Consider the following 25679-nt stretch of genomic DNA (forward strand, 5'->3'; position numbering starts at 1 on the left):
CCCCCAGATACGGTAGCGCGAGGGCCACCACAGCGGACATGTGGATTTCAGGGACAAGAGGGTAGCGCGTGGCACACATCATCGTGGTCGGAAACGAGAAGGGCGGTGCGGGCAAGTCCACCGTTTCGATGCATGTCGCGACAGCACTGGCGCGCATGGGGCACCGGGTGGGGGCGCTGGACCTCGACCTGCGGCAGAAAACCATGGGGCGCTACTGCGACAACCGCCGCCGCTATCTTGAGGGCGAGGGGCTGGACCTGCCAAGCCCGCGCTACATCGAGCTGCCGCAGATCGACCAGTCGTCGCTCGGAGAGGGCGAGAACGCCTATGACGTGCGGCTCAGCAAGGCGGTGTCCGAGCTCGAAGCCGATTCCGATTTCATCCTGATCGACTGCCCCGGCTCGCACACCCGTCTGAGCCAGGTGGCGCATTCGCTGGCCGACACGCTGATAACCCCGCTCAATGACAGTTTCATCGACTTCGACCTGCTGGCCCGGATCGACAACGACGGCGAGAAGATCCTCGGGCCGTCGGTCTATTCCGAGATGGTCTGGAACGCCCGGCAGCTGCGGGCGCAGGCAGGTCTGAAGCCCATCGACTGGATCGTCCTGCGCAACCGGCTCGGGGCGCAGCAGATGATCAACAAGATGAAGATGGAGAAGGCGCTGGAACGGCTCTCCAAGCGCATCGGCTTCCGCATCGCGCCCGGCTTCTCAGAGAGAGTGATCTTCCGCGAGCTGTTCCCGAGGGGGCTGACGCTGCTCGACCTGAAGGACGTGGGCGTCAAGCAGCTCAACATCTCGAACGTGGCGGCCCGGCAGGAGCTGCGCGACCTGTTGACCACGCTGGCGCTGCCAGAGGTGACCATCCGCTTCTGAGGCGCCGTGCGCCTAGCGCAGCCGCAGCGCCATTGCGGTGGCCCCAATGCCCGAGCTCAGCAGTTCGGCGCCGAGGAAGATCCCGAGCATGCCACCTGCCATCTGCGGGATGGCGAGGATCACGAGGACGCCCAGAACCAGCGAGACCGCGCCCGAGGCGATGATCCAGCCGCGCCCCGGCTGGCCGCGCATCTGCATACCGAGCCACAGGCGCAGCGCACCGAGCGCAAGAAAGAAGCCCGCCACCATCAGCGTGAGCGACATGATCCCGGCCAGCGGGTTGGCGAGCAGGGCTATGCCGAAGGCAAGGATCAGCAGCCCCATCAGCGCCGAGACGGCACGTCCGCGGCTCCGGCCCTCGTCCCGGAAGGCGATCCAGAGCTGCAGCACGCCGCCCAGTGCGAAGATGCCCGCGGCAATGGCGACGGCGGTGAGCGAGGCCTCGAAAGGCTTCAGGAAGGCCACCACGGCGCCCACGATCAGCAACGCGCCGAGGATGAGCAGCCAGCGCCAGTCGGGGGCCGAAAAGCCCCTGCGCATGCGCTCCGTGTTCATGTTGTGGTCGGTCATCTGTCGTCTCCTGCGATTGCCAAGACAACGGCGGGCCGGGCGGTGGGTTCCGTTGTGGTTGTGGGATGCTGTGTTGCGAATATGTCATAGGCAAGTATTTTTCCGCCTCTGTCGCCCAGTGTTGAGTCAGAGAATTTAACCGGTCCTTAACCACGCTGCGGGTAGGCAGGACCCCATGAAACCGCTGTTTCCGTTCGCTTTTGCGCTGCTTCTCGGCTGCAACGCCGCCGGTCCCGGCTTTCGCGGGATCGAGCCCGTCGGGGCCGAGGTCGAAGGCTCGCGCTTCCTAATCCGGGTGCGCGATGACATGGCCGAAGTGACGCGTATCAACCCAGAGTTTCCGGCCCGCTTCGGGCCGATCGCGGCCCGCGCACAGAAGGCCGTGTACCTCGAGACGGGCTGCATCCCCGCCTGGGTAAGCGGAGATCCGGCGATGATGGTGATGGGATTGTCATGCGACGGCCGGGCGGCGCCGAAGCAGCCGGGCGGCAGCGTGCTCTCGTGCGAGATCTACGATGCCTTCGTCACGGAAGGTCTGGGGGGAACGGCGGCGGTGGAATGCCGCGAGGGGTAGGGGTCAGGCTCTGACGGGCTTCTCGACGGGTTTCTCGTAGAACAGACTCGAGGCGCTTTCGGGATAGCTGCCGAACGCGGCGCGTCGTCGATAGCCCTCTCTCTCGTACAGTGAGACCGCGGCGGCGAGTCGGTCGCCGGTCTCGAGCCGCAGCAGCGGGAAGCCTTCCTCGCGCGCGGTGCGCTCGAGCCGGTCGAGCAGGCGGCGAGCCACGCCGATGCCCCGCGCCTCGGGCGCCACGAACATCGACTTCACCTCGCCGTAGCCATCGCGGCGGGCGAGCGCGGCGCAGCCAAGCAGCTCTCCGCACTCCTCGGCGCCGAAGAGCGTGATGCTCTCACAGCAGAGTGCGTCGATGTCGAGGAAGTGGTTCTCCTCCGGTGGGAAGAGCGCATTCATCAGCGCGTGACTCTCTGTCAGCAGCGCAATCGCGCGCGGGTCACGCGGCGATACCGGGTGGATAGCAAGCGACATGGGGCAGCTCCTTGCAAGTCTTCAGATGAAAAGCGTTAACACGACATTGGTCAATACACGGTTTCGTGCCAATTTTCGCAATATCTTGTGGACAGTTGGCAAGGAGCCGCGACATGCAGCGCAAAGCGTTTGACTTGTGGGGCGGCGAACCGGCAAGATCGCTGAAAACAGGAATCAGGGCAGTCCATCTTGCACTTCTCGCGCCTAAGGCTGACGGGCTTCAAGAGCTTTGTCGATCCGACGGATCTCGTCATCGCGGACGGCCTCACCGGGGTCGTCGGCCCCAACGGCTGTGGCAAGTCGAACCTTCTCGAGGCGCTGCGCTGGGTGATGGGTGAGACCCGCGCCAAGGCCATGCGCGGCGCGGGCATGGAGGACGTGATCTTCGCCGGCGCCTCGACCCGGCCTGCCCGCAATTTCGCCGAGGTCTGCCTGACCATCGACAACTCCGACCGGGTGGCGCCCGCCGGGTTCAACGACAGCGACCAGATCGAGATTGTCCGCCGCATCACCCGCGACGTGGGCTCGGCCTACAAGGCCAACAGCAAGGACGTGCGCGCCCGCGACGTGCAGATGCTCTTCGCCGATGCTTCGACCGGCGCCCATTCGCCGGCGCTGGTGCGGCAGGGCCAGATCTCCGAGCTGATCAACGCCAAGCCCAAGAACCGCCGCCGCATTCTGGAAGAAGCCGCCGGCATCTCGGGGCTCTACCAGCGCCGCCACGAGGCCGAGCTGAAGCTCAACAGCACCGAGGCCAACCTGCTGCGCGTCGACGACGTCATCGAGCAACTCGCGACGCAGCTCGCCCAGCTTGAACGGCAGGCCCGGCAGGCGGCCCGTTACCGCGCCATCGGCACCGACCTGCGCCGCTCCGAGGGCATGCTGCTCTACCGGCGCTGGAAGGAGGCCGACGAGGCCCGGCTGGCGGCGGAGCAGGCCTACCGAGAGATGGTGACCCTGGCTTCGCAGGCCGAGGGCGCAGCACGTGCGGCGGCGAAGATCCGCGGCGAACGCGAAGAGGCGCTGCCGCCGCTGCGCGAGGAAGAGGCCATCGCCGCCGCGATCCTGCAGCGCATGTCGGTGCAACGCGACGCGCTCGCCGACCAGGAGAAGGCCGCGGCCGACAGCATCGCCGCGCTGACCCGCCGCATCGAGCAGATGTCGCGCGACATGGAGCGCGAGGCGGGGCTCAACCGTGACGCTGGCGAGACCATCGAGCGGCTCGAGTGGGAAGAGCGCGAGCTCGCCCGCGCCGGCGAAGGCCACGAGGACCGCGTGGCCGAGGCCGCCGAGTCTGCGGGCGACGCTGCGGCGATCCTGCACGAGCGCGAGGCGGACCTGTCGCAGCAGACCGAGGACGTGGCGCGGCTCGCCGCCCGCCACCAGTCCGCCCACCGTTTCCTTGCTGACGCCCGCAAGACGCTGGAACGGCACGAGGGGGCCGCCGGCGGCGCCCGCGAGGCGCTGAGCTCTGCCAGGGAGACGCTGGAAGAGGCCTCCGAGACCGTCTCCGAGGCCCGAGCGCGCGCCGAAGAGGCCGAGGCCATGGCCGAGCGCGCCGAGGCGCTTCTGAACGACGCCGACGAGGCCCGCGCCGAGGCCCAGTCGCGCGAGGCCGAGGCCCGCGCCGGCCGCTCCGAGGCCGAGGGCGAGTTCAACGCGCTGCGCGCCGAGGTGACGGCGCTCTCGCGGCTCTTGGAACGCGACACCGCCGAGGGCGGCCAGATCCTCGACCGGCTGCAGGTCGAGCAGGGCTTCGAGAAGGCGCTCGGAGCGGCGCTCGCCGACGACCTGCGCGCGCCCGAGGTCGAGGCCGACGGCCCCACCGGCTGGACTGTGCTGCCCGAGTACGACGCCACCCAGCCGTTGCCGCAGGGCGTGACCGCGCTCACCCACCACGTCTCGGTTCCCGAGGTGCTGGTGCGCCGCATGGGCCATATCGGCCTTGTGACCGCCGAGGACGGCGCGCGGCTGCAGCCGCTGCTGAAGCCCGGCCAGCGGCTTGTGAGCGTCGAGGGCGACCTCTGGCGCTGGGACGGCTACCGCGCCTGGGCCGAGGATGCGCCCTCCGCCGCGGCGCTGCGGCTCGAACAGCTCAACCGGCTCGAGGCGCTGAAGCAGGAGATGGCCGAGGTCGGTGCGCGGGTCGACGGCATGCGCGCCGCGCACGAGGCGCTGGTGTCGCGGCTCGCCGATCTCACGCAGGCGGACAAGGCGGCGCGCGAGGCGCGGCGCGAGGCCGACCAGCAGCTCAACGACGCCACCCGCGCGATGAACCGCGCCGAGGCCGACCGCAACATGGCCGAGGGCAAGCTCGAAAACCTGTCGATGACGCTGAAGCGCCACGAGGACGAGGCCACCGCCGCCCGCCAGCAGCTGCTCGAGGCCGAGCGCGCCGTGGCCGAGCTGGGCGATCTCGAAAGCGCCCGCGCGCAGGTCGAGGACATCAAGATGACCGTCGAGGCGGCGCGCATGACCATGATGACCCGCCGCTCCGCCCATGACGAGCTGCGCCGCGAGGGCGACGCCCGCAAGGGCCGCGCCCAGCAGGTGACCAAGGATCTCTCCGGCTGGCGCCACCGGCTCGAGACCGCCGAGAAGCGCAGCGCCGAGCTCGACGAGCGCCGGACCGCGGCCGAGGCGGAGCTGCGCGAGGCGTCTTCGGCCCCGGCGGAGCTGGCGGCAAAGCGCGACGAACTGGGGCAGGCCATCGAGCTTGCCGAGGCGCGCAAGGACGCCGCCTCCGAGGCGCTCGACCGGGCCGACACCGCGCTGCGCGAGGCGATCCTCGCCGAACGCGACGCCGAGCGCGCGGCCTCCGAGGCCCGCGAATCCCGCGCCCGCTCCGAGGCCCGCGTCGAGGCCGCCCGCGAGACCGTGGACTACGCCGCGGAGCGCATCGAGGAAGAGCAGGAGACCACACCCGCCAAGCTTCTGGCACGGCTCGACATGTCGACCGACGACATGCCGCCCTCGGAGCAGATCGAGGCCGAGGTGAACCGGCTGAAGCGCCAGCGCGACGCGCTCGGGGCGGTGAACCTGCGGGCCGAGGAAGACGCCCGCGAGGTGCAGGAAGAGCACGACCAGCTGCTCTCCGAGAAGCTGGATCTCGAGGAGGCGATCAAGACGCTGCGCTCGGGCATCGCCTCGCTGAACCGCGAGGGGCGCGAGCGCCTGCTGACCGCCTTCGAGCAGGTGAACAGCAACTTCTCGATGCTCTTCACCCACCTCTTCAACGGCGGCGAGGCCAACCTCGTGATGGTCGAAAGCGACGACCCGCTCGAGGCCGGGCTCGAGATCATGTGCCAGCCGCCGGGCAAGAAGCTCTCGACGCTGTCGCTGCTCTCGGGCGGCGAGCAGACGCTGACGGCGCTGGCGCTGATCTTCGCGGTGTTCCTCGCCAACCCCGCGCCGATCTGCGTCCTCGACGAGGTCGACGCACCGCTCGACGATGCCAACGTCACCCGCTTCTGCGACCTGCTCGACGAGATGTGCCGCCGCACCGAGACCCGATTCCTGATCATCACCCACCACGCGGTGACCATGGCCCGCATGGACCGCCTTTTCGGCGTCACCATGCAGGAACAGGGCGTGTCGCAGCTGGTGTCGGTTGACCTCAAGAAGGCCGAACGCATGGTGGCCTGACCTCCGAGATCCCCAGCCGAGCCCGCAAAGCTCACCGCCCGCGCCACCAGACAGGAATACCTCACCTCGCGGCGCGTGTGACCCGAACCAGCCGCGGCCGAGCGCATGGTGGACCGCCGCCACAGGACCCCCTTCCACATCGGCAAACCTTGAGTAAAGGGCGCTACGCCCTTCCTTCATCTTGCCGGATAAACTCCGGGGGAGTCCGCGTCAGCGGACGGGGGCAGCGCCCCCTCCACCCTCGGGCCTCGCGATACGGCCATACGACATCTCGCCCCAAATCCCCACCACAACGCCCCACACCCGGCAAACAGCCATCGCAAGGCGGGCAGCCCCCTGACCCGGATCCCACCGATTACCCCTCGGAAACTCTGTGTCGCCGCCGCACGCTGGCCGGGCGGCCGGGAAGAGTAAGCCGCGCGTCGTTTCGGGCCTGCTGCGAGACCAGCTTGCCCTTCGAGATCACGCAGAGCCGGTCTGGGCGCAGCCTCAACGCCTCGATGGCGCTGCCGGCGTCGAGCACCACCAGCGAGGCCGCTTTGCCGACCGCCAGCCCGTAGTCGTCGAGGTGCATGATCTTCGCGTTCTCCTCCGTCACCATGGTGAAGCAGCGCTGCATCTCGGCCGGAGACGTCATCTGCGCCACGTGCAGCCCCATGAAGGCCACGTCGAGCATGTCGGCGGTCCCGAGCGCGTACCACGGGTCGCGCACGCAATCCTGTCCCCAGCCCACGGTGATGCCGCAGCTCTGCATCTCCTTGACCCGGGTCAGCCCGCGGCGCTTGGGGTAGGTGTCGTGGCGCCCCTGCAGGGTGATGTTGATGAGCGGGTTGGGGATGGCGGCGATCCCGGCCTCTGCGATCAGCGGCAGCAGCTTCGAGACGTAGTAATTGTCCATCGAATGCATCGAGGTCAGGTGCGAGCCCGCGACGCGTCCCTGCAGGCCGAGGCGGGTGGTCTCGGAGGCCAGCGCCTCGATGTGGCGCGACATCGGGTCGTCGGTCTCGTCGCAATGCAGGTCGACGAGCAGGCCGCGCCCGGCGGCGATCTCGCAGAGCTCGCGGACCGAGGCGGCGCCATCGGCCATGGTGCGCTCGAAATGCGGAATGCCGCCCACCACGTCCACGCCCATGTCGAGCGCCCGGATCGTGTTCGCCCGTGCCGTCGGGTCGCGGTAGAACCCGTCCTGCGGGAAGGCCACGAGCTGCAGGTCGAGGTAGGGCTTCACCACCTCGCGCACGTGCAGCAGCGCCTCGACGCCCTTCAGCGTGTCGTCGCAGGTGTCGACGTGGCTGCGCACCGCGAGAAGGCCCATGCTCACCGCCCAGTCGCAATAGGCCAGTGCGCGGTCGACCATCTCATCGACGGTGGCGACCTGCTTCAGCTCGCCCCAGAGTGCGATCCCCTCGAGCAGGGTGCCGGACGCGTTGATCCGGGGTGTGCCGTAGCTCAGCGTCGCGTCCATGTGGAAATGCGGATCGACGAAGGGCGGCGACACGAGGTCTCCGGTGGCGTCGATCACGGTGCCGGCCTCGGCGCCGCTGAGGTCTCCGAGGGCGGCGATGCGGTCGCCCGCGATGCCGATGTCCTTGACGGTGCCGTCGGGCAGGGTGCCACCGGTGACGAGGATGTCGAAGCTGGCCATGTCAGCGTTCTCCGCGGTTGAAGGGGGTCATGAGCGCGGCGGGGACCTCGGCGCGGCGCGACATGAGCACCAGCGCGAGGATCGAGAGCAGGTAGGGGATCATCAGGAACACCTGGTAGGGCACGATCTGCCCCATGCCGGTCTGCTGCAGCCGCACCTGCAGCGCGTCGAAGCCGGCGAAGAGCAGCGCGCCCAGGAGTGCCTTTCCGGGTTTCCACGCGCCGAAGACCACGAGTGCGATGCAGATCCAGCCGCGGCCGTTCACCATCTCGAAGAAGAAGCTCGAGAAGGCGGACATGGTGAGGAACGCCCCGCCCACAGCCATGAGGCCCGAGCCCACGATGACGGCGCCCATGCGGATGGCGCCCACCGACAGGCCCTGCGCCTCGACCGCGTGCGGGTTCTCGCCTGCTGCGCGCAGGGCGAGCCCGAGCGGCGTGCGGAAGAGCACGAAGGTCACCACCGCGACGCAGGCAAAGGCCGCCCAGGTGAGCGCGGTCTGCGAGAACAGCGCCTGGCCGATCCACGGCAGGTCCGACAGTCCGGGGATGTCGAGCGGCTGGAACGGCGCGATCCGCGGCGGGTTGGTGACCTCGGGCAGGGCGAGCCGGTAGGCGTAGTAGGCCGAGGAGGTGGCGAGCATGGTGATCCCCAGCCCCACCACGTGCTGCGACAGGCCGAAGGGCACGGTGAGCAGCCCGTGCAGCGCGCCGAAGGCCATGCCGGCCAGCATGGCGACGGCGACGCCGGTCCAGAGGCCTCCGCCCGCGTAGACGGTCATCCAGCCGGCGAAGGCGCCGATCACCATGATGCCCTCGATGCCGAGGTTGAGCACGCCGGCGCGCTCGCAGATCAGCTCTCCCATGGTGGCGAAGATCAGCGGCGATGCGATGCGCAGCACCGCGGCCCAGAAGCTGGCGGAGATCAGGATATCGAGGATCTCGGTCATCCGCGTACCAGCCGGAACCGCGTCAGGAGGATGGCGAGCACCATGAAGAGCAGCGCCGCGGCGAGCAGGATGTCGGCGATGTAGGTGGGGACCTCGGCGGCGCGCGACATGCTGTCGGCGCCCACGAAGATGCCCGCCACGAAAAGCGCCGAGACCACCACGCCCAGGGGATGCAGCAGCGCCAGCATGGCGACGACGATGCCGGTGTAACCGAAGCCCGGCGACAGGTCCGAGGTCAGGTTGCCCTTGAGCCCCGCGACCTCGGAAAAGCCTGCGAGCGCCGCGAGCCCGCCCGAGAGAAGGGCCGTTTTCACCAGCACCCGGCCCACCGGGATGCCGGCGAAGCGCGCGGCCTGCGGGTTCTGGCCAACGGCGCGGATCTCGTAGCCGAGGGTGGTGCGGGTCTGGATCAGCCAGACGCCCGCGGCGCAGATCAGCGCCATCGCGAAGCCCCAGTGCAGCCGCAGCCCCTCGACGATGCGCGGCAGGCGGGCGTCGCGAGGCAGGGCGGGGGATTTCGGCCAGCCCATGCCCATCGGGTCTTTGAGCGGGCCCTCGAGCAGCCACGAGATGAAGAGCGCCATGATGAAATTCAGAAGCAGCGTGGTGACCACCTCGTCGACCCCGAGCCGGGTCTTGAGCAGCACCGGGCCGAGCAGCATCAGCGCACCGGCGAGGATGGCGCCGAGCGCCATCAGCGGGATCGCCAGCGGGCCGGGCAGGCCGAGCTGGGTGCCGATCACCACGGTGACGAGGGCTCCGGCGTAGAGCTGCGCCTCGGCGCCGATGTTCCAGAGCTTGGCGCGGAAGGCCACGGCAACGGCGAGGCCGGTGAAGATCAGCGGCGTGGCGCGGTTGAGGGTCTCGAGCATCGCGAACCTGGAGCCCGCGGCCCCCTTCACGATGAGGCCGAAGGTCTGCAGCGGGTTCGCGCCGGCGAGCGCCGCGAGCAGCGCCGCGACGGCGACGGTGGCGGCGATGGCGAGCGCCGGCAGGCCGAGCGTGCGGGCGGGGCCCGGCGCGGGGATCGGTTCAAGACGCATCGGCGGTCGTCCGGGGCCGGAGGGCGCGGAGGGGGCGCTGCCCCCGTCGCCTTGCGGCGACTCCCCCGGGATATTTGACGCCATTGGAAGACCGGGGCGCGGCGCAGGGGGAGAGGTCACGCGGCATGGTCGAACCCCTGTCCCGCCATCCACTGGCCAAGCTCGGCCGGGGTCTTTTCGCCGCGCGCGAACTCGAGCGAGAGGCGGCCGTCGGAGATCACCCGGATCACGTCCGAAAGGGTCAGGATCTCGTCGAGGTCCTCGGAGATCAGCAGCACCGCGGCGCCGCCGTCGCGGGCGGCGATGAGCTGTTTCTGCACGTAGGTCACGGCGCCGATGTCGAGCCCGCGCACCGGCTGGTTGGCGAGGATGATGCGCGGCGCGGCCTCGAGCACGCGGCCCAAGATCAGCTTCTGCATGTTGCCGCCCGAGAGCAGGCGGATGCGGGTTTCGGGGCCGGGGCAGCGCACATCGTACTTGGCGATGATCGCCTCGGCGTCGCGGCGGGCGGCGCGCCAGTCCATCCAGCCGCGGCGCGAGGCGGGCGCATGGGCGTAGCTTTCGAGCACCGCGTTCTCGGTCAGGCTGAAATCGGCGATGGTGCCGGTGCGGTGGCGGTCCTCGGGGATGCGCCCGATGCGGGCGGCGAGGGCCTCGCGCGGGCTCCAGGCCGCGGGCGCCTTTCCGGCGATGCGCAGCTCGCCCGAAACCGGCGTCTCGAGCCCCGAGAGGAGGTCCGCCAGCGCGCCCTGGCCATTGCCGGAGACGCCCGCGAGCCCGAGGATCTGGCCCGCGCGCAGCGACAGGTCGACGTCGCGCAGGCCGGGGCGGCTGCCCTGCGGTGCGGTGCTCACGCCTTCCAGCCGCAGCAGCACGTTGCCGGGGCGCGCCTTGGCGGCGGCAGGGGCGGCGATCTCGGCGCCGACCATCATGGTGGCCAGCGCGTGGCGGGTGGTCGTGGCAGTGGCGGTCTCGCCCACCAGCCTGCCGTGGCGCAGCACGAGCACGCGCGAGGCGATCGCCATGACCTCGTGCAGCTTGTGGCTGATGAAGATCACCGACAGCCCCTGCGCCACCATCTTGCGCAGGGTGAGGAACAGCGCCTCGGCTTCCTGCGGCGTGAGCACGGCAGTGGGCTCGTCGAGGATCAGGATGCGGGCGTCGCGGTAGAGTGCCTTGAGGATCTCGACCCGTTGCCGCTCGCCCACCGAGAGCGTGCCGACCCGGGCGTCGGGCCTCACCGCCAGCCCGAAGTCCCGGGCCAGCGCGCGCACCCGGCGCCGCGCCGCGGGGCGGCCCAGCCGCGGACGCCAGAGCGGCTCGGTGCCGAGCAGGATGTTCTCGAGCACGGTCATGTTGTCGGCGAGGGTGAAATGCTGGTGCACCATGCCGACGCCCGCCGCCAGAGCGGCGCCGGGCTGGCCGGGCGGCAGGGGCTGGCCGAAGACCTCCACGCTGCCCTCGTCGGCGGTGTAGTGGCCGAAGAGGATGTTCATCAGCGTGGTCTTGCCCGCGCCGTTCTCGCCCAGCAGCGCCACTACCTCGCCCCGCGCCAGCGCGAAGCTGATGCCGTCGTTGGCGGTGAGCGCCCCGAACCGCTTGGTGATGCCGGAGAGGCGCAGGACGGTGTCGCCCTGCGCCGGGTCTTGCGTGGCCATCAGGAGGAGGTGGGCTCGCTGTCGTCGATCTCGACCTCGAAGTCGCCCGCCCTGATCGCGGCCTCCTTCTCGGCGACCATGTCGAGCGCGTCCTGCGGGACCTTGCCCTCGAAGGTGCCGAGCGGCGCGAGCGAGCAGCCGCCCTCCTTCATGAAGCTGTAGAGCCCGTAGTTGTCGGCCTCGAAGCTGCCCTCGGCGATCTTCGCCAGCGCCGCCTGCAGCGTCGGCTCGAAGTGCCAGAGCGCCGAGGCCACCACGGTCTCGGGGTAGTCGGCCTGCGTGTCGATGACGTTGCCGATGGCGAGGATGCCCTTCTCCTGCGCGGCGTCCGAAACGCCGAAGCGCTCGGCGTAGAGCAGGTCGGCGCCGTTCTCGATCATCGCGAAGGCGGTTTCCTTGGCCTTGGGCGGATCGAACCACGAGCCGATGAAGCTCACCTGGAAGGTGGCGTCCGGCTTCATCTCCTTCACCCCTGCCATGAAGGCGTGCATGAGGCGGTTGACCTCGGGGATCGGGAATCCGCCGACCATGCCGATGTTGCCGGTCTCGGTCATGGCGCCGGCGATGATGCCCGACAGGTAGGACGCGTCCTGGATGTAGTTGTCGAACACCGCGAGGTTCGGGTAGGCCGGGTCCGGCATGAAGGACGAGCCCATCAGGAAGGCGGTGTCGGGGTAGTCGAGCACCACCTCGCGGGCCTCCTGCTCGACGCCGAAGATCTCGCCGACGATGAGCTTGGCGCCGCTCTCGGCATATTCGCGCATGACGCGCGGATAGTCGGTGTTCGCGGTGTTCTCGGAGAAGGAGTAGGTGATCTGGTCATCCGCCTTGGCGGCCTCGGCGGCGAGGTGGATGCGGCTCACCCACTGCTGTTCCACCGGCACGGTGTAGATCCCCGCGACAGGGATCGGCTCCTGCGCGAAGAGACGCTGCGGCAGGAAGCCGGTGCTCGCGGCGGCGGCGAAGCCGGCGGAGCCGATGAGCATCCTCCGGCGGGTGAGATGGGCGAGAAGCGATCGTCTGTCGGTCATGTGTCCCCCTGTCTGTCGGCGATCAATTTTTGACCAAACGGTAAGGGACGGACCCGGTGTCTCACAAGAGCCAAGGTTGCGGCGGCGGAGAATCCCGCACGGCGCCGCGCGGCGCGGGGCGCGCTGCCCATGAAACAGGCGCCCGCCGGGTCATCGTTTCGGAAAGGCTCGGAAAATCCGTCAGCCGATGGCGTGACGCCAGCTCGCGGAATAGGCGCCGGTGACGTGGTGCTCGAGCTGGCGCTCGATATCGCCGAGCAGGCTCGAGGCGCCGAAGCGGAAGAGATCCGGCCGCAGCCAGCGGTCTCCAAGCTCTTCCTTGACCAGCGCGAGGTAGTTCAGCGAATCCTTCGCCTTCGAGATTCCGCCCGCCGGCTTGTAGCCGACGCGGTGGCCGGTCTCCTCGTGGTACTCGCGGATCGCGCGCATCATCACGAGGCTGACGGGCAGGGTGGCGTTCACCCCTTCCTTGCCGGTCGAGGTCTTGATGAAATCCGCCCCCGCCATCATGCAGACCATCGAGGCGCGTGCCACGTTCTGCAGCGTGCCAAGCTCGCCGGTGGCGAGAATCGCCTTCACATGTGCCTCGCCGCAGGCCTCGCGGAAGGCGCGCATCTCGTCGTAGAGGCCTTCCCAGTCGCCGGTCAGCACCAGCCGGCGCGAGATCACGATGTCGATCTCGCGGGCGCCGGCCTTCACGCTCTCGCCGATCTCGGCAAGGCGCAGCGGGAACGGCGAGAGCCCGGCGGGAAAGCCGGTCGAGACCGCGGCCACCGGGATGCCCGTGCCCTCGAGCGCCGCCACCGAGGGCTCGATCATGTCGTGGTAGACGCAGACCGCGCCCACGGTGAGCCCCTCGAGCCCGAGCGCTTCGAGCAGGTCGGCGCGCACCGGCTGCTTCGCCTTGGCGCAGAGCCGCGCCACCCGCCCGGGGGTGTCGTCGCCCGCCAGCGTCGTGAGGTCGATGCAGGACACCGCCCGGGCCAGCCACGCGGCCTGGTGGTCCTTCTTGACCGAGCGCCGGCCCGGAAGCGTCGCCGCGCGCCGCTCGATGGCCGAACGGTTGGCGGTGGCCCGCATCACCCGGTCCATGTCGAGCGCCATGCCGGGGTTCCGCGGCTCCGTGGTCTGCGGAAGCTGGGTCGCGATGTCGGGTGCCTCGGTGGTTTGGGCCATGTGGTGTCCTCCGTCGCGGCGACCGTCGCACGCTCCTCGCCCGCAGGCAAGGGAGCGGCGCGGCTCAGCGGATGCGGTTCGAGATCCAGCGCAGGATCGGGTTCTTCTGCGGTCGCAGCAGCTCGAGATGCAGGATGCGGGCGCGCGGGGCGTCGGACCAGATCAGCTCCGAGGCTTCGAAGACGCGCTTGTTGAACTGCGGCGGGAAGACGTAGAAGCGAACGTCCGAGCGCCAGAGCACCTCGCGGAACGACGGCTGGTCGATGCCCATGCCCGAGGCCGCGAAGGTCTCGGCCCAGTCGCGGAAGAAGTCCAGCACCGCGGGTACCTTGCGGTAGAGCAGCACGCCGGTGTTGATCTCGGGGAAGGTCTCGGGCAGGTCCAGCGCGATCTTCTTCAGATGCCGCGGCCGGTGCCACAGGATCACCTGGGTGCCGCACATCTCGTACTTGCGCAGCAGATCGAAGAACGAGCCCAGCTCCGCCCGCACCACCGTGTCGTTGTCGAGGAACAGCGTCTCGTCGAAGGGGCTCTCGCCCAGCACGTTCACCTTGGGCCGCTTCAGCCCCTCGGGGATGAAAAAGGCGTGGTCGAAGCCGCTGGTGTCGTCGCCGTCCTTGCACCAGATCGCGGTGCCGAGCCCCGGGTTCCAGCGCTTCACGCTCGCGGCCGAGCGGCGCGCCACGTCCACGTGATCCTTGCCCCAGGCCACGTAGACCACACCGCGCGACATGTCCGTCATCTCGTCAAACTCCATTGCGAGCCCCCGAATACGCGGCACCCGAGGGGGTGTAAATCTCCGGAGCGGAATATCCCGGCCCGAATCCGCCGCTCCACGCGCGGGCCGCGCGCAGCGGCCCGGGCCATCCCCGGAGTCCGGCGCTTGGAAAACCCTGTCCCAGCGGGCAGGATGCGCCGTCAGGAGGACAGCCATGATCGCCATCATCTTCGAAGTCGTTCCCGCCGAAGGCCGCCGCGACGACTACCTCGACATCGCCGCCGCCATGCGTCCAATGGTCGAGGAGGTCGAAGGCTTCCTCTCGGTCGAACGCTTCGAGAGCCTGACCAACCCGGGTAAGCTGCTGTCGATCAGCTTCTTCGAGGACGAGGCGGCGGTGGAGCGCTGGCGCCGCCTGACCGACCACCGCGCGGCGCAGCGGGCCGGGCGCGAGGGCATCTTCGCCGACTACCGGCTCAAGGTCTGCCACGTGCTGCGCGACTACGGCATGACCGAGCGCGCCGGCGCCCCGCAGGACAGCCTCGACACCCACGGCTGATCCTTCATCTTGCCGGATAAACTCCCGCCGGAGGCATCGGTACACAACCCACACGCCTGGCCGCGATCAGACGCGTCACGCCGCCACGGCCGCCGCGACGACGGGCAGAGCCCGGCGGTGCGAAAACCAGAGCGGGGCCGAATGGCCCCGCTCCGCATCACGAAAGGTCGACGGTCTCAGACGCCCGACTTGACGATGGCCTCGGCCAGCAGCGGCACCGTGGTCTTGTTGAGACCCGCGATGTTCAGGCGCGAGTCGCCCACCATGTAGATGCCGTGGTCGCGGCGCAGGGTCTCGACCTGCTCGGGGCTGGCGCCGAGGCGCGAGAACATGCCCCGGTGCTGCGCGATGAAGTCGAAGCGGTCCGAGTTGGTCAGCCGCTTCAGCTCGTCCGCCAGTTGCTGCCGCAGCCCCAGCATCGAGTTCCGCACCTCTTCGAGCTCCGCTGCCCAGTCGGCGCGCAGCTCGGGGGTGGTCAGAACCATGGTCACCAGTCGCGCACCGTGATCCGGCGGGAACGAATAGTTCTGCCGGTTCAGGTAGTTCAGCGTGCCCTGGTTGAGCTTGCTGCGCGAGCGGTCCTTCGACACGGTCATGAGCAGGCCGGTGCGCTCGCGGTAGATGCCGAAGTTCTTCGAGCAGGAGGCCGCGATGATCACCTCGGGCATCTTCTCGGCCACCATGCGCACGCCGATGGCGTCCTCGTCGAGCCCGTCGCCGAAGCCCTGGTAGGCGATGTCGATCATCGGCACCGCTTCCTTGTCGAGCAGCAGCTCGATCACTGCCTTCCACTGCGCCTGCGTCAGGTTGGCGCCGGTCGGATTGTGGCAGCAACCGTGCAGCAGCACCACGTCGCCCGGCATCACCGCAGTGAGATCCGCGATCATGTGCACGAAGTCGACGCCGCGGGTCGCGCTGTCGAAATAGCGGTAGGGGGTGAACTCCATCCCCATGTGCTTGAGGATCGACAGGTGGTTCGGCCAGGTCGGATCCGAGACCCACACCTTGGCCTTGGGGTTCGCCATCTTCACGAGGTCGAAGCCCTGGCGCACCGCGCCGGTGCCGCCTGGGGTCGCCGCCGCCGAGACGCAGTCGCGCGGGACGGAATCGCCCAGCACCAGCGACACCATCGCGTCGGCAAAGCCCGGATCACCGGCCAGCCCGGTGTAGGACTTGGTGGTTTCGGTCTCCCACAGGGTCTTCTCGGCGGCCTTGATGGCGCGCATCACCGGGGTGTTGCCGCTGGCGTCCTTGTAGACGCCGACGCCGAGGTCGATCTTCTGCTCGCGCGGATCCTCGCGGTACATCTGCATGAGCTGGAGGATCTTGTCTGCGGGTTGTTCCTTGAGGGTCTCGAACATCAGTTATCTCCGGTGGCGACGGGCAGGGTGGGGAACTGTCCCCACTCGGTCCAGGATCCGTCATACAGGGAATGGTCGTCCTTGCCGATGCGGGTCAGGGCAAGGTTGATGATGGCAGCGGTCACGCCGGAACCGCAGGAGGTGATCACCGGCTTGCCGAGATCCACACCCGCGGCCTCGAACGTGGCGCGCAGGGCGTCCGGCGACTTCATCGTGCCGTCGGCCTCCTGCAGGGTCTTGTACGGGACGTTCTTCGCTCCCGGGATGTGGCCCGCGCGCAGGCCCGGGCGCGGCTCGGGCGCGTCGCCGCGGAACCGCTCGGCGGCACGGGCGTCGAGGATCTCGGTGTCTTTCAGCTTGGCGGCGGCCGAGACCTGCGTCACGTCCTTCACCATCTGGTTCTGGCGGCGCACGGTCATGTGGCGGTCGCGGATCACTGGCGGCATGTCCTCGGTCTCGCGCCCCTCGGCCTGCCATTTCGGGAAGCCGCCGTCGAGCACCGCGATGTCGTCCTGCCCCATCAGCTTGAAAAGCCACCAGACGCGCGCTGCGGAAAAGATGCCCTGGCTGTCGTAGACCACGATCTGGTGGCCGTCGCCGACCCCGAGCGCCCGCATCCGCGACATGAACTTCTCGACCGGCGGCACCATGTGCGGCAGCTCGGAGCGGTTGTCGCTGACGTCGTCGACGTCGAAGAACCGTGCACCGGGGATATGCGCGGCCTCGTATTCGGCCTTGGCGTCCCGGTCGGAGCCGGGCAGGAACCAACTCGCGTCGAGCACCCGAAGGTCGGGATCCTTGAGATGCTTCGCCAGCCAGTCGGTCGAGACAAGCGTCTTGGGGTCTTCGTGCATCGTGCGGAGTCCTCCCGGGGGCAGTCGGTCGGGTGTTTTCCTAAGCGCTGGGGGGCTTGGGTGCAAGAGGAGGGTGGGGTGCGGGGCGCCGCCGCCCCGCAACTTTGGGCCCGTTGCGCGCCCTGCCTCCCCGGTTTCCTCCCCCGGTCGGGTCGCCGGGCGTGGCTCAGGGCTTCGCTGCGTCCGCCTCGGCGAGCGCCGCGAGGGTGGCGCGCGCCTCGGTGATCTCCGGCAGTTCCGTCCCGCCCGCCAGCGACACCGCGGTGTCGAAGGCCGAGCGGGCGTCCTGTTCGCGCCCGAGCCCGGCGTAGGCCAGAGCGAGATGTGCCTGCACCACCGGCTCGGAGGGCAGCCCCGCGGCGGCCTGCGACAGGTACTCCACCGCGGTCTCGTAGTTGCCCTGCCGGTACTCGATCCAGCCATAGGTGTCCTGGAAGGCCGGGATATTGCTGCCGCGCAGGCGCTTGGCGATGGTCGAGGCGCGCTCGAGGCTTTCCGGCGTGCCGCCATGGGCGGTGAGCAGGCTGGCGAGGTTGTTGGCAACGTAGATGTTGCCGCTGTCCTGCGCGTAGAGCTCTTCGAGCGCCGCGATCGAGGCGTCGAACTGGCCGTCACGCTCGAGCATGTTGGCGCGGAGCCCCATGAGGTTGACCGCGCCGGGCATCCGCTCGATCGCCGCCGCCAGCAGTGTCGCGGCCTCGGCGTGGCGGCCCGAGGCGCTCAGGATCGACGCCAGTTTGCGCACGGCGGTCTCGTTCTCGGGGGCGTCGGCGATCAGGTCGCGGTAGCCGCGTTCGGCAAGTTCCGTCCGGCCCATGAGCGCGTTCAGGTCCGCATCCAGCAGCCGCAGGTCCGGAACGTCGGGCGAGCGCGCCAGCACCTCGTCGAGATAGGCGCGCGCCTCGTCGACCTCGCCGTCGCGGAGGTGGGTCTGCACGATCAGGATCACCGAGCGCACGGCCTCGGGGTCGGCCGCGGAAACCTCGCCGTCCACCTTGGCCTCGAGCATCGCGAGGCTGTCGGCGGTCCGGTTCTGGCCCTGCATGATCGCGGCCTGCAGGGGCAGGGCGGCCTGGCGTGCCTCTTCGGTGTCGATGGCCTGAAGGGCGTCGAGCGCGGCCCGCGCCTCGCGCCACGACTGGTCGCCGAGGTAGAGGTTGGAGAGCAGCAGCAGCGCGTCGAGGTTGCCCGGGTCGCGCCGGCGCAGGTCCTCGAGCATCGCGGTCGCCTTCTCGCTCTGGCCGTCGCCGACCAGATAGCGCGCGTAGCGCAGGGTCTCGGCGGGGGCGGCGTTCGAGGCCTCGTAGGCCATGGCGAGACGGTCGCCCATCAGAAGGGCCTCGCCGTTGCGCTCGTGGGCGCGCGCCATCTCGGTCAGCGCATCGGCGTCCTGCGGGTTCTGCCCGAGCGCGGTGCGCAGGGCGAGGATCGCCTCCTGCGGCTGGTCCGCGTCGATCAGCCAGCGCGCCTGCAGCTTCAGGGCCTCGGCATTGGCGGCGTCGGCCTTCAGCACCCCGTCGACCAGCGTGCGCGCCTCGGCCTCGTCGCCGCTGTGCAGGAGCATCTTCGCAAGCGTCACCCGGTGCTCGCGGGTCTGCGCGCTTTCCTCGGCACCCTCGAGCGCGGCGCGCATCCCTTTGATGCCGTCCTCGGTCTGCCCGGCCTCGAACGCCATCGAGGCGACCATGGCGGCGTAGAAACGCCCGAGCTCGGTGTCCTGGTTGGCGGCCTGCAGGCGCTCCAGCTCGGCGCGCGCGGCCTCGGGGCCTTTGCTGGCCAGCAGGAAGCGGACGACCTTGACGTGACCGTCGCTGTCGCCGGTATCGACACCCGCCTGGGTGCGCAGCAGCGTTTCGGCCTTGGGGTAGTTCCCCTCCATCACGTGCCAGCTGATCAGTGCCTGCCGCAGCTCGCCGTTGTCCGGGTAGAGCCCGACCATGCGCTGCAGCTGCGCGCCGGTGGCCTCGGTCTGGCCGGTCTGGGTGAGGATGCGCAGCTTCAGCAGGTTGAGGTCCTCGGCCTCGGGGTCCACCTCGAGCGCGGCGTCGATGGTCGGCAGCGCGATGGACGGATCCTTGGCAGAGGCCTGGTTGTCGATGACGATGCGCAGCAGGATGTCGCTTTGCGGGGTGCCCTCGGCGCGCTGAGCGTCGGTCAGCTCCTGCGCTTCGGCAGCGACCCGGGCGCGTTCGGCGTCATCGCGCTTCAGCGCGGCGGCGTCGTAGTCCAGCGCCAGCAGGATCGCATGGGTCCGTGCATCGTCGAGCGGCCCGTTCCGGAGCGCCTCACCCTGTCGCCGGGCCTCCTGCCAGTTGCCGGTGCGGATCGACATTTCGGCGAGCGTCACGCGCACGTCCATGGCATCGGGATTGCGTTCGACCAGCGCCATGTAGGAGCCGAAGGCCTCGCGCATGTGGCCCTGATCCCGCATGATGTCGGCATAGGCCCGGAGCGCGTCCTCGTGGTGTTTCTCGTACCGGAATACATTGAGGAACTCGACCAGCGCGCGGTCTTCGTCGTTCTGTTCGAGGAAGGACATGCCGGAGCGGAAATGGATCTCGGCCTTTTCCTCGGCGCTCTTGCAGCCGGTAAGAAGCAGGCCCCCGCATAGCAAAAGGGCGACAATACGACTCGGGCGAACGCGTTCGATGCAAAACGTCATGCTAGCTAATCACTATGTTAGAAAGAGGTAATTGGGCGGCAAATAATCTAATTCGATAATATATCGCGGTCGTCTGAAAATGGGCAGTACCGATTTTGTGCCAGACGGTCACATCCGGGTGTTTGGCGGTCTCATAGGGGCGGTCCGAGGGGCCATATGGCGTGCGCGGTGCCTTGGCCTTCCGGGCAGGGGAAACGGTCCTTCGCGGGGGAGGTGATACTGGCGGGCGGGCTCATTCCGGAACGTAGGTCGGCAGGCGCGGCAGGAGCTGCGCCATGAAGCGCTGCAGCCGTTGGTCGGCATCCGCCTCGGTCTCGTCGCGGGAGATGGGCGTCACGAAGCGGACCAGTGCGCCGTCGGTGCGGCCGGTGGTCAGGCTGTCCCAGACCACGTCCGCCTTGGCGAGGTAGTCGTTGGTGAACCGGGTACCGCGCTGCTCGAACCAGTAGTAGACCAGCTGCCGCGACAGCCCCTTCTCGATGATCGCCCGGTTGAGCGGGAAGGTACCGTAGACGGTGCCGGGAACACTCACCTCGGTGGCGCCGAAGGAGAACATCTCCCAGCCACCCACGGGCAGGCAGACCTCGGGCGAGTGGATGCCCGAGCCCTCGGTCTGCTTGTCGTAGAAGGCCGAGAAGAAGCCCACCTCGTGCCCCGGGTCGCGCGCGTCGGTGAAGACTGCGTTGATGTAATCCGAGGCGTTCAGCACCTGCGCCACGTCCCGGTCCAGCGGCTCGGCATGTCCGCTCCAGTCGCCGACCTGGCGCGGGAACAGGGCGAAGGCCTCGCGCTCGGGCTGCACCCGCTGGGCGGGGGGCGCGAAGACGAAGGCCGCGGTAACGGCGAGGCTCGCGAGGGTCGCGACGGCGATGCCCCGTGCGGGCGGGATCGACAGGATGCGCGCGGCCTGCGCGCCCAGCCCCTCGAAATCGAGGTCGATGGTGTCGCCGAGGCTCAGCGGGTTCGGCGTCAGCCGCTGTAGCAGCACCGCGACGCCGAAGAGAATGGCGACGCAGACCGCGAAGACCACCCAGCCCTCGAAGAAGTGCTGGAATCCCTCGGCCTGCGCGATGCCGTAGCGGTCCACGAGAACGCCGATCACGCCGATGCGGACCGAGTTCATCAGCACCGCAAGCGGCGCGGCCATGAGGAAAATCAGCGCCTTGTGCCAGAACGGGCCGCGGTAGAGGATCGCGACGAGGTAGCTGAAGGACAGGATCGGGAACAGGTAGCGCAGCCCGGAGCAGGCCTCGGCCACCTGCAGCTTGTAGACCCCGAGGTTGATGACGTTGCCCTCGAGATAGACCGGCACGCCCGCCAGCCGGATGAACCAGACGCCGAGCTCGGACGACACCAGCTGCAGGACGATGGTCAGGTGCCAGTAGACGAACTGCGGCAGGGGCAGCATGAAGACCAGGTGCAGGACCGGAAGCTGGTGGGTCCTGCCGCGCTGCCAGCCGAAGCCGGTCAGAACGATGCCGCCGATCCAGATGATCATCGCGTAGGTGACGACGTCGGGGATCCGCACGAGATTGCCGAAGATGCCGAAGGCGAGGCCCAGCAGGATGACCGCGACCCCGGGCCAGCGGGTGGCGGGCTCGGATGGGGCGGGCGTGGGATCGTGGCGCAGCTCCCTGAGGAAGAGGTAGAGCGAGATCAGCGGGATGACCGGCCCGTGGCTGTACTCGGGCGTGATCCACGCGGCGCCGAGCGATTGCAGCCCCAGCCAGAAGATCGGCAGGGCCACGACGACAAGGGCTGCGAACAGGGGAAAGCCAATCGGGTCGTAGGACCGGAAATCGGGACGTGCAAAAAAGCGAGACTCAGCGCTGTCTGACATCAGCGAATCGACTCCGGACATAAGAAATAAACCAATCAGGCGCGATATTGCGGCAGATTGGCGCCGCGTGGCAAGGTCGGACTTGGGAAATCGTGGCAAACCTGCGTTCGGCGCGAAGCACTCGCGGTGCCGACGTGTAAGTTTTTCTGTGGGGCGGGCATCGTTCCGGGTGCCGCCCTGGTCGGCTTGGCATCCGGTGTGCAGTCCCGCAGCGCGTGTCGACTGCTGGTCAGAGCATCAACTGCACCCGATTTGACCGCTTCTTGAGCGGCGGGGAGATGTCTCGGGGAGGGGAAGCCGGCAACATCTGCGGAATCTATGTGATTGCGATGCTCGGACGTTTTTTCATTTTGCCTTTGGAGATTTTCCTTGAAGGGTCTGCTTTAGGATAGCTGACATGAATTTCCTGACCAAAACTCTGAAATCTGGCGATGGCGGGATTGCTCGGCGCAGGGGTGTTGCTTGGTGGATCCCAGCAGGCGAATGCGGTCACGTTCGGCTTCGACACTATCGCAGGGGGAAGCACGGCGGGCGACGCCTATGCTTCGAACTTCACGCTCGATGTGACCGATCTTGGTGCCGGCAAGGCGCTGTTCCAGATCGTGAGCGCGGCTGCTCCGGCAATGAACTATTTCATTCGCACGGTTTTTGTGGACGACTCGTCACCGAGTGATTTCTCGGGCGTCCCGCAAACCAATGATGCCGCCGAGACTGTTGGCACCGTCAACATGATCCGCTCCAAAGGCGGAACGTTGCCGCAGGGGTCCAACGTCGGGTTCACGCTGACCTTCAAGTACAACCGGCTCTGGCCCGGTGACTTCAACGGTATCCAGCAAGCCGAGACCGCGGGTTTCATCTTCGACATCGCCGGGGACTTCGGGTCGCTCATCAGTGCGCTGACCTCGGGCGAACTGCGTTTCGGTCTCCATCTTCAGGGGCTTTCGGGTGGTGCGTCCGACTCCTGCGTCAACTCGGTCACCCCGGTGCCGCTGCCGGCGGCGGGGATTTTGCTCATCGGTGCGCTGGGCGGGCTCGGGTTTGCCCCGCGTCGCAGGAAGCGGATGGCGGCCTGATCGTTCACAGTTGCGCGACAGAAGTCGTGCGTTGAGTTCCGGACACAGCAAGACCCTGACGGGCTGTCACAGAATTGCACAGTCCGTTTTTCATGGCCGGGGGCTGCCGGACTTTTCCAGACCAAGGGGCTGGCGAGCTATGCGCCGCGGCCCGAGATCTGTCGGGTGTCGGGTGTCGGGTGTCGGGTGTCGGGTGTCGACCTCTGGCGCGAGGTTTGCCGGACAACGCGCTACGGCTCGAGGAGGGCTCGGCAACAAGCGCCAGCTCGGTCGGTTGGAATCCGCACCAAGCCGGCCCGAGAATCCGCACCAACCCAAAGCCGCGTCACCCAAACCTTCGAGAAAAACTCAGCCCTGCTTCAGCAGCCGCTGCTTCTGGCGGTTCCAGTCGCGCTTGGCTTCGGTCTCGCGCTTGTCGTGGTTCTTCTTGCCCTTGGCGATGCCGACCTTCAGCTTCACCACGCCCTTGTGGTTGAAGTAGAGCACCAGCGGCACGATGGTCATGCCCTTGCGCTGGGTCTCGTTCCAGAGCCGCGCGAGCTCCTTCTTGGACACAAGCAGCTTGCGGCGGCGGCGCTCCTCGTGGCCGAACATGGCCCGCTCGTAGGGGGCGATGTAGCTGTTCACCAGCCACAACTCGCTGTTTTCCACGGCGGCGTAGCTCTCGGCGATGTTGGAGGTGTTCTCTCGCAGGGACTTCACCTCGGACCCGGACAGCACGATGCCGCACTCGAGGTCGTCCTCGATCGCGTAATCGAAACGTGCCCGCCGGTTCTCGGCGATCACCTTGTAGTTCGGGTCTGTCTTCGGTTGGGCCATTGCGTGCATGTAATATCCCGCGCGCCGCCTGTCCATAAGCTGGCGCATCAGGCCGCGCGCAAGCAGCGCTATTCGGCGGGAAGGATCAGCTCGGCGACCTCGCCGCCGCCCTCGCGCGGGGCTAGGCGGAGCGTGCCGCCCATGCGCTCGACGGCCGACGCGACGATGGAGAGGCCGAGCCCGCTGCCGCCGCCCGCCGCACCGGCGCTGCGGTAGAACCGTTCGAGCACATGCGGCCGGTCGGCCTCGGCGATACCCGGGCCGCGGTCGGCGACGCGGAACCGCGCCTGCCCGTCCTCCTGCGACAGCGCGACCTCGACCGCGCCGCCGGGGTGCGAGGCCTGCACGGCGTTCTCGATGAGATTGCGCAGCGCAGCCTGCAGAAGCGTCGCCGAGGCGGTCGACCAGAGCCCCGGCGCTGCCTCGGTCCGGATGCTCACCCCGCGGGCCGAGGCGAGCTGCGTCAGGTCCGCGGCCACCCGTTCGAGAAGCAGCGCGCCGTCCTGCCGGTCGGCAGGCTCGGCGCTGACGCCATGCTCGACCGCGGTCATCTCGAGCAGCTGCTTCACCATGCGGTCGGTGCGGCGCACGCCCTCTGCCATCTGGTCCAGTGCGTTGTCGCGGGTCGAGTCGTCGGGGGCCATGCGGGCGACCTCGGCCTGGGTCTTGAGACCTGCCAAGGGCGTCTTCAGCTCATGCGCGGCGAAGGCGGTGAAGCTGCGCTCGCGGTCGCGGGCCTGTCCGACCCGCCGCAGCAGCCCGTTCAGCGCCGATATCATCGGATGCAGCTCGCGCGGGGCGCCGTCGGTGCCGATCGGGCTGAGGTCGCTCGCGTCGCGGGCGGAGAGCGCGGCGCCCAGCCGGTCGACCGGTCGCAGCCCGCGCCCGACGGTCCACCAGATGAGCCCGGCCAGAAGCGGCAGCACCAGCAGCATCGGCACCATGAGCCCCACCGTCACGCCGCGCACGAGGTGGTCGCGCATCGCCTGTGCGTCGCCCACCATGACCCGGAAACCGTGCTCGGGATCGACCAGCGTGTAGACCCGCCAGAGCTCGCCATCGACCCGGGTCTCGCTGAACCCCTCGCGGCTGCCCCCGAGCGTGCCGTTCGGCGCGCCCTGCGACTCGCTGATGAGCTCGCCATCGAGTCCCCAGATCTGGCAGGACAGCTGGTGACGCAGCGCGAAGCCGTCCGCGTCCGCGTGCCGCTGCACCATCGCCGAGGCTGCGGCATCCGCCGCCAGCCCGCCTTCGCCGACCAGCGAGGCGACCATCTGCGCCGACTCCTGCAGGCGGCGGTCGAGCACGTGGATCACCTCGCGCCGGGTGGAATGCTGGGTCCAGACCACCGCCGCGAGCCAGATCAGCCCGGTCGCGAGCAGCAGGATCGCCAGCAGCCGCCCGCGGATCGAGGTCATGTCGTGCCTTCCGGTGCCAGCCGGTAGCCTGCGCCGCGCACCGTGCGGATAAAGCCGCTGCCGAGCTTGGCGCGCAGGTGGTGGATATGCACTTCGACGGTGTTGCTCTCGACGTCCTCCTGCCAGCCATAGAGCCGTTCCTCGAGCTGTGGCTTGCCGAGGATCGCGCCGGGGCGCTCCATCAGCGCCTGCAGGATGCCGAACTCGCGGCGGGCAAAGGCGATCTCGCGTCCGTCGCGCAGGCCGGTCATCCGCGCGGTGTCGAGCGTGAGCCCGTTCCAGCTCAGCAGGTTCTCGGAGCGTCCCTGCGCCCGGCGCAGCAGCGCCCGCAGCCGGGCCGAGAGCTCGGGAAGCTCGAAGGGCTTGCCGAGATAGTCGTCTGCCCCGGCATCGAGCCCGGCCACCCGGTCGTCGAGCCCGTCGCGGGCGGTGAGCATGAGCACCGGCAGGCTCGAGCCCTCGGCGCGCAACCGCCGCAGCAGGTCGAGCCCGGAGCCGTCGGGCAGCATGAGATCCAGCACCATCGCCTCGAACCCCTCGCTGAGCAGGGCGTGGCGGGCATCGTCGCAGCAGGACACCGCCTCGGGCGAAAAGCCCGACAGCCGCAGCCCGGCCTGAAGACCGTCGCTGAGCAGGGCATCATCCTCGACGATCAGTACACGCATGGGCCTCGGTCCCGGGGGAAGGTCGGTGGCCTCAGGGATACCCGGCCCCGAAGGTTGCGGACAAGAG

At 68.7% G+C, this 25679-nt stretch carries 21 protein-coding genes; 5 read left to right on the forward strand and 16 right to left on the reverse strand.

What is annotated here, in order from left to right; all coding sequences use genetic code 11:
- The first annotated feature begins 68 nt into the window (after positions 1 to 68).
- Positions 69 to 878 carry a division plane positioning ATPase MipZ gene (locus tag BLQ77_RS09370; protein WP_089958221.1) on the forward strand — a complete coding sequence of 270 codons (810 nt, stop codon included), beginning with the start codon at positions 69 to 71 and terminating at the stop codon, positions 876 to 878.
- A gap of 12 nt (positions 879 to 890) precedes the next feature.
- Here the strand turns inward: BLQ77_RS09370 and BLQ77_RS09375 are convergent, their stop codons facing one another.
- The gene (locus BLQ77_RS09375; protein WP_089958224.1) at positions 891 to 1448 is read right to left on the reverse strand and encodes an HdeD family acid-resistance protein; all 558 of its coding nucleotides are present in this window, start codon (positions 1446 to 1448) and stop codon (positions 891 to 893) included.
- 175 nt (positions 1449 to 1623) lie between these two features.
- Here BLQ77_RS09375 and BLQ77_RS09380 point away from each other — a divergent pair, with 175 nt between their 5' ends.
- Positions 1624 to 2022 (forward strand): hypothetical protein, encoded by a 399-nt coding sequence (locus BLQ77_RS09380; RefSeq protein ID WP_089958226.1) that lies wholly within the window; start codon positions 1624 to 1626, stop codon positions 2020 to 2022.
- A 3-nt stretch (positions 2023 to 2025) separates the two neighbouring features.
- On the opposite strand, the gene BLQ77_RS09385 is transcribed toward BLQ77_RS09380, so the two are convergent.
- Entirely contained in the window at positions 2026 to 2496 is a 471-nt protein-coding gene (locus BLQ77_RS09385) for a GNAT family N-acetyltransferase (RefSeq protein ID WP_089958229.1), read from the reverse strand.
- Positions 2497 to 2685: 189 nt separating this feature from the next.
- Between BLQ77_RS09385 and smc the strand changes: the two genes are divergently transcribed.
- Positions 2686 to 6141: a chromosome segregation protein SMC gene (gene smc / locus BLQ77_RS09390; RefSeq protein ID WP_089958231.1), complete on the forward strand. Its 3456-nt coding sequence runs from the start codon at positions 2686 to 2688 to the stop codon at positions 6139 to 6141.
- A gap of 355 nt (positions 6142 to 6496) precedes the next feature.
- Here the strand turns inward: smc and BLQ77_RS09395 are convergent, their stop codons facing one another.
- From BLQ77_RS09395 to BLQ77_RS09425, 7 genes are all read right to left on the reverse strand, one after another.
- The gene (locus BLQ77_RS09395; protein WP_089958234.1) at positions 6497 to 7786 is read right to left on the reverse strand and encodes an amidohydrolase family protein; all 1290 of its coding nucleotides are present in this window, start codon (positions 7784 to 7786) and stop codon (positions 6497 to 6499) included.
- A 1-nt stretch (position 7787) separates the two neighbouring features.
- Complete coding sequence (locus BLQ77_RS09400) at positions 7788 to 8735, reverse strand: ABC transporter permease (protein WP_089958236.1); 948 nt, start codon at positions 8733 to 8735, stop codon at positions 7788 to 7790.
- Positions 8732 to 9778 (reverse strand): ABC transporter permease, encoded by a 1047-nt coding sequence (locus tag BLQ77_RS09405; RefSeq protein WP_089958239.1) that lies wholly within the window; start codon positions 9776 to 9778, stop codon positions 8732 to 8734. The genes BLQ77_RS09400 and BLQ77_RS09405 overlap by 4 nt, the downstream gene beginning before the upstream one ends.
- A 116-nt stretch (positions 9779 to 9894) precedes the next feature.
- Positions 9895 to 11436 (reverse strand): ABC transporter ATP-binding protein, encoded by a 1542-nt coding sequence (locus BLQ77_RS09410; RefSeq protein WP_089958241.1) that lies wholly within the window; start codon positions 11434 to 11436, stop codon positions 9895 to 9897.
- Positions 11436 to 12467: a BMP family protein gene (locus tag BLQ77_RS09415; protein ID WP_089958244.1), complete on the reverse strand. Its 1032-nt coding sequence runs from the start codon at positions 12465 to 12467 to the stop codon at positions 11436 to 11438. The genes BLQ77_RS09410 and BLQ77_RS09415 overlap by 1 nt, the downstream gene beginning before the upstream one ends.
- A 180-nt stretch (positions 12468 to 12647) precedes the next feature.
- Entirely contained in the window at positions 12648 to 13643 is a 996-nt protein-coding gene (gene deoC / locus BLQ77_RS09420) for a deoxyribose-phosphate aldolase (RefSeq protein ID WP_089958247.1), read from the reverse strand.
- Between the two features lie 64 nt (positions 13644 to 13707).
- On the reverse strand, positions 13708 to 14400 hold the full coding sequence (locus tag BLQ77_RS09425) for a hypothetical protein (protein ID WP_008886924.1): 693 nt from the start codon (positions 14398 to 14400) through the stop codon (positions 13708 to 13710).
- Between the two features lie 175 nt (positions 14401 to 14575).
- Here BLQ77_RS09425 and BLQ77_RS09430 point away from each other — a divergent pair, with 175 nt between their 5' ends.
- Positions 14576 to 14920, forward strand: a complete 345-nt coding sequence (locus tag BLQ77_RS09430) for an antibiotic biosynthesis monooxygenase family protein (RefSeq protein ID WP_089958249.1) — start codon at positions 14576 to 14578, stop codon at positions 14918 to 14920.
- Between the two features lie 176 nt (positions 14921 to 15096).
- Here BLQ77_RS09430 and BLQ77_RS09435 read toward each other — a convergent pair whose 3' ends face one another.
- The 4 genes from BLQ77_RS09435 to xrtD all read right to left on the reverse strand — a co-directional run bounded on the left by BLQ77_RS09435 (position 15097) and on the right by xrtD (position 21637).
- Positions 15097 to 16281 carry an amino acid aminotransferase gene (locus tag BLQ77_RS09435; RefSeq protein ID WP_089958253.1) on the reverse strand — a complete coding sequence of 395 codons (1185 nt, stop codon included), beginning with the start codon at positions 16279 to 16281 and terminating at the stop codon, positions 15097 to 15099.
- A complete protein-coding gene (sseA, locus tag BLQ77_RS09440; protein ID WP_089958256.1) occupies positions 16281 to 17135 on the reverse strand; it encodes a 3-mercaptopyruvate sulfurtransferase in 855 nt (284 codons plus the stop codon). Before sseA ends, BLQ77_RS09435 begins: the two co-directional genes overlap by 1 nt.
- Before the next feature lie 166 nt (positions 17136 to 17301).
- A complete protein-coding gene (locus BLQ77_RS09445) occupies positions 17302 to 19797 on the reverse strand; it encodes a tetratricopeptide repeat protein (RefSeq protein WP_089958258.1) in 2496 nt (831 codons plus the stop codon).
- A gap of 232 nt (positions 19798 to 20029) precedes the next feature.
- Positions 20030 to 21637, reverse strand: a complete 1608-nt coding sequence (gene xrtD / locus BLQ77_RS09450) for a VPLPA-CTERM-specific exosortase XrtD (RefSeq protein ID WP_040384714.1) — start codon at positions 21635 to 21637, stop codon at positions 20030 to 20032.
- A 431-nt stretch (positions 21638 to 22068) separates the two neighbouring features.
- Here xrtD and BLQ77_RS09455 point away from each other — a divergent pair, with 431 nt between their 5' ends.
- Positions 22069 to 22710 carry a VPLPA-CTERM sorting domain-containing protein gene (locus BLQ77_RS09455; protein WP_242661670.1) on the forward strand — a complete coding sequence of 214 codons (642 nt, stop codon included), beginning with the start codon at positions 22069 to 22071 and terminating at the stop codon, positions 22708 to 22710.
- A 348-nt stretch (positions 22711 to 23058) separates the two neighbouring features.
- Here BLQ77_RS09455 and smpB read toward each other — a convergent pair whose 3' ends face one another.
- The 3 genes from smpB to BLQ77_RS09470 all read right to left on the reverse strand — a co-directional run bounded on the left by smpB (position 23059) and on the right by BLQ77_RS09470 (position 25612).
- Positions 23059 to 23529, reverse strand: coding sequence for an SsrA-binding protein SmpB (gene smpB / locus BLQ77_RS09460; RefSeq protein WP_008887117.1), 471 nt, complete (start codon positions 23527 to 23529; stop codon positions 23059 to 23061).
- A gap of 68 nt (positions 23530 to 23597) precedes the next feature.
- The gene (locus BLQ77_RS09465; RefSeq protein ID WP_089958261.1) at positions 23598 to 24947 is read right to left on the reverse strand and encodes an ATP-binding protein; all 1350 of its coding nucleotides are present in this window, start codon (positions 24945 to 24947) and stop codon (positions 23598 to 23600) included.
- Complete coding sequence (locus BLQ77_RS09470; protein WP_008887157.1) at positions 24944 to 25612, reverse strand: response regulator; 669 nt, start codon at positions 25610 to 25612, stop codon at positions 24944 to 24946. Before BLQ77_RS09470 ends, BLQ77_RS09465 begins: the two co-directional genes overlap by 4 nt.
- Positions 25613 to 25679: the final 67 nt, after the last annotated feature.

The sequence above is a fragment of the Salipiger thiooxidans genome (assembly GCF_900102075.1).
GTDB classification, from domain to species: domain Bacteria; phylum Pseudomonadota; class Alphaproteobacteria; order Rhodobacterales; family Rhodobacteraceae; genus Salipiger; species Salipiger thiooxidans.